This is a genomic window from Streptomyces sp. NPDC090032, assembly GCF_044748025.1.
In the GTDB taxonomy this organism is placed as follows: domain Bacteria; phylum Actinomycetota; class Actinomycetes; order Streptomycetales; family Streptomycetaceae; genus Streptomyces.
In genome coordinates this window covers 161,204-172,351 of the sequence record NZ_JBIVFF010000017.1, presented here as the reverse complement: position 1 = coordinate 172,351, position 11,148 = coordinate 161,204, and the positions used below count along the sequence as shown (strand labels likewise).

At 70.2% G+C, this 11,148-nt stretch carries 7 protein-coding genes; 2 read left to right on the top strand and 5 right to left on the bottom strand.

Features of this window, described 5'->3' with window-relative positions; all coding sequences use genetic code 11:
- The 3 genes from ACIPWY_RS34810 to ACIPWY_RS34800 form a co-directional block, all read right to left on the bottom strand.
- On the bottom strand, positions 1 to 950 hold a 950-nt coding region (locus tag ACIPWY_RS34810; RefSeq protein WP_401536432.1), incomplete at its 3' end, for an alpha-amylase family glycosyl hydrolase.
- The gene (locus tag ACIPWY_RS34805; protein ID WP_401536429.1) at positions 947 to 2,956 is read right to left on the bottom strand and encodes a maltotransferase domain-containing protein; all 2,010 of its coding nucleotides are present in this window, start codon (positions 2,954 to 2,956) and stop codon (positions 947 to 949) included. The genes ACIPWY_RS34805 and ACIPWY_RS34810, both read right to left, overlap by 4 nt.
- Positions 2,957 to 3,207: 251 nt before the next feature.
- Positions 3,208 to 3,480, bottom strand: a complete 273-nt coding sequence (locus ACIPWY_RS34800; RefSeq protein WP_362907853.1) for a DUF5133 domain-containing protein — start codon at positions 3,478 to 3,480, stop codon at positions 3,208 to 3,210.
- A 305-nt stretch (positions 3,481 to 3,785) separates the two neighbouring features.
- On the opposite strand from ACIPWY_RS34800, the gene ACIPWY_RS34795 reads away from it, so the two are divergent.
- Both ACIPWY_RS34795 and glgX read left to right on the top strand, forming a co-directional pair.
- Positions 3,786 to 4,361: a pep a2 gene (locus tag ACIPWY_RS34795; RefSeq protein ID WP_393702494.1), complete on the top strand. Its 576-nt coding sequence runs from the start codon at positions 3,786 to 3,788 to the stop codon at positions 4,359 to 4,361.
- A 175-nt stretch (positions 4,362 to 4,536) separates the two neighbouring features.
- The gene (glgX, locus tag ACIPWY_RS34790) at positions 4,537 to 6,666 is read left to right on the top strand and encodes a glycogen debranching protein GlgX (RefSeq protein ID WP_393702492.1); all 2,130 of its coding nucleotides are present in this window, start codon (positions 4,537 to 4,539) and stop codon (positions 6,664 to 6,666) included.
- Between the two features lie 55 nt (positions 6,667 to 6,721).
- On the opposite strand, the gene ACIPWY_RS34785 is transcribed toward glgX, so the two are convergent.
- Both ACIPWY_RS34785 and ACIPWY_RS34780 read right to left on the bottom strand, forming a co-directional pair.
- Positions 6,722 to 9,736 carry a glycoside hydrolase family 38 C-terminal domain-containing protein gene (locus tag ACIPWY_RS34785; protein WP_362907856.1) on the bottom strand — a complete coding sequence of 1,005 codons (3,015 nt, stop codon included), beginning with the start codon at positions 9,734 to 9,736 and terminating at the stop codon, positions 6,722 to 6,724.
- A gap of 128 nt (positions 9,737 to 9,864) precedes the next feature.
- Complete coding sequence (locus tag ACIPWY_RS34780) at positions 9,865 to 11,136, bottom strand: glycosyl hydrolase (RefSeq protein WP_393702489.1); 1,272 nt, start codon at positions 11,134 to 11,136, stop codon at positions 9,865 to 9,867.
- Positions 11,137 to 11,148 lie beyond the last annotated feature (12 nt).

Sequence of the window (11,148 nt, the reverse complement as noted above, 5' to 3'; positions counted from 1 at the left end):
GGAATGGCAGGGGTCTTGGCGAGAATTTCCGAGACCGGATAGCGCGACTCGCGGCGCACGGCCATGAAGATGCGCGGCATGACCGGGAAGTGGAAGGCCATGTGGCACTCGTCGCCGCCGGATTCGTAGTCGCCGAAGTAGTCGACGACGTCCTCGGGCCACTGGTTGGCCTCGGCCAACAGGACCGTGTCCGGGTAGTGCGCGTCGACCTCGGCCCGCACGCGCTTCAGGAAGGCGTGGGACGCGGGGAGGTTCTCGCAGTTGGTCCCCTCCTCGGCGTAGAGGTAGGGCACCGCGTCGAGCCGGAAGCCGTCGATGCCGAGGTCCAGCCAGAAGCGCAGAGCGGCGAGAATCTCCTCCTGCACGCGCGGGTTCTCGTAGTTGAGATCCGGCTGGTGGGAGAAGAAGCGGTGCCAGTAGTACTGCTGGCGCACCGGGTCGAAGGTCCAGTTGGAGGACTCCGTGTCGACGAAGATGATGCGCGCGTCCTCGTAACTCTTGTCGTCGTCCGCCCAGACGTAGTAGTCGCCGTACGGCCCGTCCGGGTCCTTGCGGGACTCCTGGAACCACTCGTGCTGATCGCTCGTGTGGTTCACGACGAAGTCGATGATCACGCGCATCCCGCGCTGGTGCGCCGCGTCGACGAACTCCACGAAGTCCGCGAGATTGCCGAACTCGGGCAGGACCGCCGTGTAGTCGGACACGTCGTAACCACCGTCCCGCAGTGGGGACTTGAAGAACGGGGGCAGCCACAGGCAGTCGACGCCCAGCCACTGGAGGTAGTCCAGCCTGGACGTGATCCCCTTGAGGTCGCCGACTCCGTCGCCGTTGCTGTCCTGGAAGGAGCGGACGAGGACCTCGTAGAAGACGGCGCGCTTGAACCAGTCGGGATCCCTGTCCTTGGTGGGGGTGTCCTCGAATTTGTCCTGGACGGGCTTGTTGACGATCATGTGGTGGGTGACCCTCCGGTGGGCGGTGAGGACGGTCGCAGGACGGTGAGGATGTGCGCGGGCGCACGGCCCGGCTCAAGGCGCACGAAGTTCGTCCTGCCCCATTGGTATGTGTCGCCGGTCAGCTCGTCGCGGACCGGCACGCTCGCGTGCGCGTCGAGTCCGAGCTGAGGCATGTCAAGGCAAACCGTCGCCTCCTGGGTGTGGTGGGGGTCGAGGTTGACGACCACCACGACCGTGTCGGAGCCCGAGCGCTTGCTGTACGCGATCAGCGAGTCGTTGTCGGTGTCGTGGAAGTGGAGGTTCCTGAGCCGGCGCAGGGCGCTGTGGTCGCGCCTGACGCGGTTCAGGGTGGTGATGAGCGGGGCGATGGAGCGCCCCGCACGCTCGGCCGACTTCCAGTCGCGCGGCCGCAGTTCGTACTTCTCCGAGTGGAGGTACTCCTCGCTGCCCTCGCGGACCGGGGTGTTCTCGCAGAGCTCGTATCCGGCGTACATCCCCCAGGCCGGGGAGAGCGTGGCCGCGAGCACGGCGCGCACCTCGAAGGCGCGGCGGCCGCCCCTGCGGAGGTAGCCGGGCAGGATGTCGGGCGTGTTCACGAACAGGTTGGGACGCATGTAGGCGGCCGTGTCCCGGGAGAGTTCCGTGAGGTACTCGGTGAGCTCCTGCTTCGTGTCGCGCCAGGTGAAGTACGTGTACGACTGCTGGAATCCGGCCTTGGCGAGCGCCTGCATGACGGCGGGCCGGGTGAAGGCCTCGGCGAGGAACACGACGCCCGGGTCGCTGCGGTTGATGTCGGAGATCACCCGCTCCCAGAACACGACCGGCTTCGTGTGCGGGTTGTCGACACGGAAGACGCGGACCCCGTGACGCATCCAGAAGCGCAGGACCCGGGTCGTCTCCTCGATCAGCCCCGGCATGTCCTGGTCGAAGGCGATCGGGTAGATGTCCTGGTACTTCTTCGGCGGGTTCTCCGCGTACGCGATCGTGCCGTCGGGACGGTGCTGGAACCACTCCGGGTGCTTCTCCACCCACGGGTGGTCCGGCGAGCACTGGAGCGCGAAGTCGAGCGCGATCTCCAGATCGAGTTCCTCGGCCCGGCGCACGAACGCGTCGAAGTCGTCCATGGTGCCGAGGTCCGGGTGGATCGCGTCGTGACCGCCCTCCGGCGAGCCGACCGCCCACGGCACCCCGACATCCCACCGGTCGGCCGACAGGCTGTTGTTCGGCCCCTTGCGGAAGGTGGTGCCGATGGGGTGGATCGGCGGCAGGTAGACGACGTCGAAACCCATGGCGGCGATGGCGGGAAGGCGTTCGGCCGCGGTGCGGAAGGTGCCGCTCACCGGGCGTGCCCCGTCGCGGACCACGGCGCCCTCGGAGCGCGGGAACATCTCGTACCAGGCCCCGAACAGCGCCCGTTCGCGCTCCACGAGCAGCGGCAAGGGTGCCGAGCGGGAGACGTGTTCACGCAGCGGGTGCTCCGCCAGCGCGGCGGTCACCTCCGGCGTGAGGGCCGCCGCGTGGCGGTCGGCGGGCGACCGGTCCTCGGCGCGGAGCGCGTCCACGGCGGCGAGGACCGCGTCCCGGCCCGGACCTTCCGGAACGCCGGCGGCGGCCCGCTCGTGCAGCTCGGCGCCCTCCTCCAGGATCAGCTCCGTGTCGATCCCCGCCGGGACCTTGATGCCCGCGGACCGGCGCCACGAGGACACGGGATCGCCCCACGCCTCCACCGAGTACGTCCAGTTGCCCACGGCCGTAGGGGTGACCTCGGCGCCCCAGCGGTCGCTGCCGGGGGACAGTTCACGCATCGGGGTCCACGGGCCGGGCCGTCCGTCGGGGTCGTGGAGGACGACATTGGCGGCGACCGCGGCGTGGCCCTCGCCGAAGAGCGTGGCGGAGACCTCGAACGTCTCGCCCGGGACCGCCTTCGCCGGACGCCTGCCGCAGTCGACGGCCGGGAGTACGTCCACGATCGGGACGCGGCCCGTCACCGTGCCTGGGTTCATCGGTTGCACCTCCGCCGTGCTCGGGGCAGGCCTGCTCTCGGTCAGGGTCCCGCCGGGTTCACATGCGCCACGGAACGCGCTGTCCTTCGCACACGAGTTGGCCCGGCACGCGGCCGGGCACAGCAGGGTGTCATCGACGGGCTGCGTCCCTTCGGCGACACGCTACGGGAGCCGACCGGGCTCGGCCTGTCGGGAAATGTCCCGGTTCAGGCGTGTCGGCCGGCGTCCCACTTCTGCCGGACGGTCCGCCGTCACCGCCCGCTGAGGGCAGCGACGGCGACCGCGGGTGCCGCGAGCGGCGGGGCGGCCATGGGCGGATGCTCCACGGTGGGGCGGAGATAGCGCTCCGCCGCGTCGGCGGCCTCGCGACCGCAGCGCTTCCCCATCAGCACGCACAGGGTGTAGGCCGCGTCCTCGAAGTGCTCCCGCACCTGGCGGTCGGCGGGCGCCGCGAGCCGCAGGCGTTCCCATGCGCGGTACTGCGCCAGATGACTGGCGACTTTGGTTTTGGTAGGCAGCAACATGTCGGCTGTTCACTTCCCACTCTTGATGCGCACGGTGCACCGGGTCGGTGCGCTGGGGCCGTGCACGGAGAGGCACCGAACCATTACGCCGATCGGTACCCCGTTCCATGGTGCATTTGGCGGTACTTCCCGTCCTGTTGGAGCTTCAACGACACCGCGGCCGGCTCCTCGGGTTGCACGAATGGAGTAGCGATCTCATCCTGAGGCTGACTCAGGAGCGATCAGTGCTCACGCTACGTGTTCGGGGTACGGCCCGCAGGGGGCGAACGTCGAGCGGGAGCTTCGCCGGTGAGGAGCCGAAGACGATGAACAAAGCAGTGCCCTGCTACTACCACCTCGATGTCGAGGTCAGCTCGGAGCGTGTCGGGCAGGTCAGGCGCATCCTGGCCGCCCATCTGCGGTACTGGAAGCTGGACATGCTCGTCGAGCCCGTCTGTCGTGGCGTCGAGGTGTTGCTTCACACGATCGACGAGCATGCGACGGACAAGAACACCACGGTCGAGATGTGGTGGAACGGACAGCACTTGATCACCGCGGTGTCGGACCATGAGCGCGACCTGCCGGGCCCGCACTACTCCCCACAAGGGTGCCTCGCGGAGATCGCGGCGCTGAGCGACGGCTGGGGCGGCTGCGCCACAGCCACGGGAAAGATCATCTGGTTCTCGCGCCGTGCCCGTCTCGGCGAGCGCGCCCCGCTGCTGCCGGTCGGACCCGCGCCGAGAATCGGCGAAGAGCTCGAGATGCCGCGCGAGGTGCCGGTCCCGGCGTTCGCGGGCTCGGTGGTCACGGATCCGCTCGTGTCCGCCGCCCCGGCAGCCCGTGCGCGCGGGCCCGAACTGTCCTTCCCACGCAGGGTGGTACGCCCGACGCCGGTGATGTGACATCCATCAGCACCGCGCTCCGTCCGGAGCGCATCGCACCGGGCCGCGGTCTGCTTCGGCAGTCGTGGCCCGGCGGCGCGCAAGGACGCGGCAGACGTGGGCCGGGCGCGCGGCAGACGAGGTGCGGGCGGCGCGGTGACGACGCCGACACCAAGATCATCCGTACGGTGGCCGAATGCTCACCTGGACCGGACGCCCCTATCCACTCGGCGCGGCATTCGACGGCGACGGAACGAACTTCGCCCTGTTCACGGAGGTCGCCGAACGCGTCGACCTCGTCCTCCTCCACGACGACGGCAGCCACGACACGATCACCATGACCGAGGTCGACGGCTTCGTATGGCACTGCTATCTGCCCGCCGTCGGCCCCGGCCAGCGCTACGGCTACCGGGTGCACGGCCCGTGGGACCCGGCGGCGGGCCACCGCTGCAACCCCGCGAAGCTGCTCCTCGACCCGTACGCCACCGCTGTCGACGGGCAGATGGACAACGACCCCTCACTCTTCGAGCGGGCGGCCGGCGGGCCGTCCCCGGCCGACAGCGCGGAACACACCCTTGTGGCCGTGGTGACCGACGGCGCCTTCGACTGGGGCAACGACCGCCCGCCCCTGCACCCGTACGCCGACTCCGTCATCTACGAGGCCCACGTCCGCGGCCTGACCCGCACCCACCCGAAGGTCCCCGAGAAGCTGCGCGGCACCTACGCGGGCCTCGCGCACCCGGCGGTCATCGAGCACCTGACCTCCCTCGGCGTGACAGCGGTCGAGCTGATGCCGGTGCACCAGTTCGCGCAGGACGGCTTCCTGCGCGACCAGGGCCTGTCGAACTACTGGGGCTACAGCACGATCGGCTTCTTCGCGCCGCACAACGCCTACGCCGCCCAGGGCACCCGTGGCGGGCAGGTCACCGAGTTCAAGTCGATGGTGAAGGCGCTGCACGCGGCCGGCCTCGAAGTGATCCTCGACGTCGTCTACAACCACACCGCCGAAGGCAACGAGTACGGCCCCACGCTCTCCTTCCGCGGCATCGACAACGCCTCCTACTACCGGCTCGTCGACGGCGACCCGGCGCACTACTACGACACCACCGGCACCGGGAACAGCCTGCTGATGCGGCACCCCAACGTGCTCCAGCTCATCATGGACTCCCTGCGGTACTGGGTCACCGAGATGCACGTCGACGGATTCCGGTTCGACCTGGCGGCGACGCTCGCCCGGCAGTTCCACGAGGTGGACCGGCTCTCCGCCTTCTTCGACCTGATCCAGCAGGACCCGGTGATCGGCCGCGTCAAGCTCATCGCCGAGCCGTGGGACGTCGGCGAGGGCGGCTACCAGGTCGGCAACTTCCCGCCCCGGTGGTCCGAGTGGAACGGCAAGTACCGGGATTCCGTACGGGACTTCTGGCGCTCCGGCGAGAACACCCTCGCCGAGTTCGCCTCCCGGCTCACCGGCTCCTCCGACCTCTACCAGCACGACAGCCGCCGTCCGCGCGCCAGCGTCAACTTCGTCACCGCCCACGACGGTTTCACGCTGCGCGACCTGGTCTCGTACAACGACAAGCACAACGAGGCCAACGGCGAGAACAACCAGGACGGCGAGAGCGCCAACCGGTCCTGGAACTGTGGCGCCGAGGGCCCCACCGACGACGAAGGCGTGCTCGAACTGCGCGGCCGCCAGCAGCGCAACTTCCTCGCCACCCTGCTGCTCTCCCAGGGCATCCCCATGCTCGCCCACGGCGACGAACTGGGCCGCACCCAGCAGGGCAACAACAACGCCTTCTGCCAGGACAACGAGATCTCCTGGATCGACTGGCGCCTGAGCGGCGAACAGCGCGAGCTGATCGAGTTCACCCGGCGCACCATCGCCCTGCGCGCCGCCCACCCCGTGCTCCGCCGCCGCCGCTTCTTCCGCGGCGAGACCGCCACCCGCGAGGGCCAGCCGCTGCCCGACCTCGTGTGGCTGCGCCCGGACGCGCGCGAGATGACGGACGACGACTGGCAGCGCGGCGACGCCCACTCGGTGGCCGTGTTCCTCAACGGCGACGCCATCGCCGAGCCCACTCCGTACGGGCGGCCGGTGGTCGACGACTCCTTCCTGCTGCTCCTCAACAGCTACTGGAAGCCGGTCCGCTTCCGCCTCCCGGACGCCACCTACGGCGAGCGGTGGACCACCCGGATCGACACCACCGACCCGCAAGGTGTCGCGGACGAGACGGAACACAAGCCCGGCACTGATGTGCTGGTCGAGGCGCGCAGCCTGGTCGTGCTGTCCCGGGAGGCCAGGACGGCACCCGGCACGCAGGACTGAACGCGCCGTGCGGTGGGCCGGTTCCGTGACCGGCCCACCGCACGAGAACTCCGGGTCAGGCCCGCTTCAGCCGCAGTGTCACCAGCTCGAAGGGGCGCAGTGACAGCGTGATCCGGTCGCCGTCGCGCTCCGGGTCGGCCGCGTCGGCGAGCGGACGCTCCAAGAGGTCCGTGGCCGCAGCGGCCGCGACCTCGAAGCCCGCCGTGAGCGTGGCGCGCACCCGGCCGCCGCGGGACTCGTGGAAGCGGACCACCACGTCACCACTGCCGTCGTCGGCCAGCTTGACCGCCGTCACGACGACAGCGTCCTGGTCGACGTCCACCAGCGGAGCGACCTCGCCGGAGCCGCTCACGTGGCGCTCGGGCAGGTTGATCCGGTAGCCCTCGCGGACCGCGTCCCCGATCGCCGCGCCCGGCACCAGCGCGTGCCGGAAGCGGTGCACACCCTGGTCGGTCTCGGGGTCGGGGAAGCGCGGCGCGCGCAGCAGCGAGACGCGGACGGTGGTCGTCGTGCCCGAGTCGCTGTCCCGCACGGTCCGCGTCACGTCATGGCCGTACGTCGAGTCGTTCACGAGCGAGACGCCCCAGCCGGGCTCCTCGACGTGCACGAACCGGTGGTTGCACGCCTCGAACTTGGCGGCCTCCCAACTGGTGTTGGTGTGCGTGGGCCGGTAGAAGTGCCCGAACTGCGTCTCCGACGCATACCGCTCGGCGTGGATGTCCAGCGGGAACGCCAGCTTCAGGAACTTCTCCGTCTCGTGCCAGTCGACCTCCGTGTCGATGCCGAGTCGCCGATCGCCGGCCGTCAGCGTGAGGATCTGCGTGACACGCGAGTCGCCGAAGGTGCGCACGACGCGCACCGACGTGCCCTCGCCGGGGGCCACCTCGTCGGCGTCCACCAGGTCGGTGACGGTGTTGCGGTAGAACTCGTCGACGTCCCACGCGTCCCACATGTTCGGGAAGTCCGGGTGGATCTGGAGCAGGTTCGCGGCCCGGCCCGGCGCCACGGTCTCGCGATCCGCGACGAGGTCGTACGCGGACACGACCAGGCCCCGGTCGTCGATCTCCACCCTCAACAGCCCGTTGTCCAGGACGAAACCGCCCGCCGCGCGCGAAGCGATCGCGGCCTCGCCCTCGACGACCGGGGTGCGGGCGCCGCCCGCGGGCACCCCGTCGCGGGTGTGCGGCGCCGAGTTGAAGACGAGCGTCCCCGAGCCCTCACCGGCCAGAGCCCGCTGAGCCGCGCCGATGATGCCGTTCAGTTCCTCGGCGACCCGCTCGTACGTCCTGCGCGCCTCACGGTGCACCCAGGCGATCGACGAGCCCGGCAGGATGTCGTGGAACTGGTGCAGCAGCACCGTCTTCCAGATCCGGTCCAACTCCTCGTAGGGGTAAGGGAATCCGGCCCGGACCGCCGCGGTCGCCGCCCACAGCTCGGCCTCGCGCAGCAGGTGCTCGCTGCGCCGGTTGCCCTGCTTCGTCTTCGCCTGGGAGGTCAGGGTGGCGCGGTGGAGTTCGAGGTAGAGCTCGCCGACCCACACGGGCGCGTTCGGGTACTCCGCCTCGGCCTTCTTGAAGAACTCCTGCGGCGTCTCCCACACCACCGTCGCGGACCCTTCGAGGTCACGGAGGCGGGCAGCCTTGGCAACCATCTCGCGGGTCGTGCCGCCGCCCCCGTCACCCCAGCCGGTCGGCGCGAGCGAGTGCCGGGCGACCCCCTTGTCCTTGAAGTTCTTCGCCGCATGGGCGATCTCGCTGCCCTTCATGGAGCAGTTGTACGTGTCCACGGGCGGGAAGTGCGTGAAGATCCGGGTCCCGTCGATGCCCTCCCACTGGAACGTGTGGTGAGGGAACTTGTTGGTCTGCGACCACGAGATCTTCTGTGTGAGCAGCCACTTGGAGCCCGCAGCCTTGATGATCTGCGGCAGCCCCGCGGCGAAACCGAAGGTGTCGGGCAGCCACGCCTCGTCGTTCTCGATCCCGAACTCGTCGAGGAAGAACCGCTTGCCGTGCACGAACTGACGGGCCATCGCCTCCGAGCCCGGCATGTTGGTGTCCGACTCCACCCACATGCCGCCCGCCGGCACGAACCGCCCGTCGGCGACCGCCTTCTTCACCCGCGCCCACACCTCGGGCCGGTGCTCCTTGACCCAAGCCCACTGCTGGGCCTGCGACATGGCGAAGACGAAGTCGGGCTCGTCCTCCAGGAGCGCCGTCATGTTGGACGTCGTCCGCGCCACCTTGCGCACGGTCTCGCGCAGCGGCCACAGCCACGCCGAGTCGATGTGCGCGTGGCCGACGGCGCTGATGCGGTGCGCCGACGGGACCGCGGGCGCGGACAGGACACCCGTGAGCCGCTCGCGGGCGGCGGCCGCCGTGCCGTTCACGTCCTGGAGATCGACCGCGTCGAGCGCGCGCTCCACGGCGCGCAGGATGTCGTGGCGCCGCGCGGACTCCACCGGCAGTTCGGCCATCAGCTCGCCGAGCACTTCGAGATCCATGACGAGCTGCCACACGGTCTCGTCGAGGACCGCGAGATCCATCCGCGCCAGCGTGTACTGCGGCTCGCTGCCCGCGGTCTCCTTGTCACCCAACTGCGTGGGCAGGAAGGGGTGGTAGTCGAGGATGACCGGATTGGACGCCGCCTCGATGTGCAGGCGGACCTCCTCGCCGCCCTCCACCGGGGCGCCGACGCGTACCCACTGGTTGCGCGGGTTGAGGCCCTTCACGGGGGTGCCGTCCGGGCGGTAGACCAGGCCCTCGCACTGGAAACCGGGCATGTTCTCGTCGAAGCCGAGGTCGAGGATCGCCTCGACGGTCCGGCCCGCCCAGGCCTCGGGCACCGTCCCGGTGACGCGGAACCAGCAGGTGGCCCACGGAGCGCCCCAGCGGGCGCCCACCGCGATCGGCTCCGGCGTCGCCGCGAGCCCTTCATCGACCGGAACCGGCTCACCCGGCGCGTTCCACACCGCGACGTCCAGCGGCACGGACTCCGGGTACACGGCGGGTCGGATGCGCTCGTCGAGGACGCGCTTGAGACGGGCTTCGACCAGCGTGCGGTCGTCATGCATGAGGGTGCTCCGTAAGGTCCGGGGTGCGGGTGATTACCAGGTGAAGACGGGGGGCGGCATACGGGACGCTGTACAACTCCCCGACGCGGCGCACCTCGAATCGTGCGGTCCGCATCGGGGAGGATCGGTCACGGCGCCGTGCCGACGGTCCGCGTGACCTGGCCGGGTGTGACCACTTCGGTGATGCCGCGCGCCGCCAGATGATGTTTGTCGTGCGCGCGGCTCGCCAGAACAGTCGTGGGCCTGGCCCCGTCGGCGGTGAGCCGGGCGAACGCCTCGAAGACGGCGCCGCCGGGCGCGCACACCGAGCGGTGCGGGGCGGCCTCGTCGTCACCCGCGTCGACGACGAGCGCGGTGGTGCGGGGCGCGGGCGTACGGGGATGCGCCCGCCGGTCCGCGACGATGCGGGCGAGGGCCTTCGCCGCAGGCTTCGGATGCCGGTCGCTGGTCAACAGGCCGAGGCTGTACTCGAGTTCGGGGAAATCGGCGAGATCGCGGCTGACGTCGTGCGAGCACCACCAGGTCACGCCCCACAGGTCGGGGCAGTCGAGGGCGTTCTCGACGGTGGCCTCGGTGAAGTGCGCGGCGTGCTCGGCCGGGACGAGGGGCGCGGGCGCCCCGACCTCCTGGAGCCAGACCGGCCGGTGCGGATCGCCGGCCCAGGCCTTGGACAGCTCGACGAGGTACGCGGCATGGTGCTCGGTCGCCGTCCCGGTGCGGCCGTGGAGCTGCGCCGTGCCGTTGAACACCCACGAATGCACCGCGGTCAGCGCGCCGAGCCGGGCGGAGTGCGCGGGCGTGAACGGCTGGTCGTCCTGGTACCAGGCGGCGTCGTACGAGGCGTGCAGATGGATCCGCCCCGGCGCTCCCTCCTCGCACGCGGCGAGCACGCGGCGCAGCCAGCTCCCCGCCTGTTCCGGCGTGATGCGGTCCGGGTCGGGATGCGGGCCTGCCGCGAACTGGTTGACCTCGTTGCCGATCGTCATGCCGATGAAGTTGGGCCGGTCGGCGAGCGCCCCCGCGAGGGTGCGCAGATACGCCTCCTGGCCGTCGATCACGTCAAGGTCGGTGAAGAGGTTCCGCCGGTGCCAGGTCTGCGTCCACGCGGGCAGGAAGTCGAAGCTCGACAGATGTCCTTGCAGACCGTCCACATTGACATCCAGCCCCCGCTCGGCCGCCGCGTCGGCGAGCTGGACGAGCTGCTCGACGGCGCGGGGGCGGATGAGGGTGCGGTTGGGCTGGAAGTACGGCCACAGCGGGAACACCCGGATGTGGTCGAGGCCCAGCGCGGCGATCGAGTCGAGATCGGCGCGCACGGCGTCGAGGTCGAAGTCGAGCCAGTGGTGGAACCACCCTTGGCTGGGGGTGTAGTTGACGCCGAAGCGCACGGCAGAAGTCATGCGGAGTCCTGG

Bases quoted from the DNA above. Each gene is read 5' to 3' on its own strand.
- ACIPWY_RS34805 (WP_401536429.1), bottom strand. From the start codon at position 2,956: ATGAACCCAGGCACGGTGACGGGCCGCGTCCCGATCGTGGACGTACTC.
- ACIPWY_RS34800 (WP_362907853.1), bottom strand. From the start codon at position 3,480: ATGTTGCTGCCTACCAAAACCAAAGTCGCCAGTCATCTGGCGCAGTAC.
- ACIPWY_RS34795 (WP_393702494.1), top strand. From the start codon at position 3,786: ATGAACAAAGCAGTGCCCTGCTACTACCACCTCGATGTCGAGGTCAGC.
- glgX (WP_393702492.1), top strand. From the start codon at position 4,537: ATGCTCACCTGGACCGGACGCCCCTATCCACTCGGCGCGGCATTCGAC.
- ACIPWY_RS34785 (WP_362907856.1), bottom strand. From the start codon at position 9,736: ATGCATGACGACCGCACGCTGGTCGAAGCCCGTCTCAAGCGCGTCCTC.
- ACIPWY_RS34780 (WP_393702489.1), bottom strand. From the start codon at position 11,136: ATGACTTCTGCCGTGCGCTTCGGCGTCAACTACACCCCCAGCCAAGGG.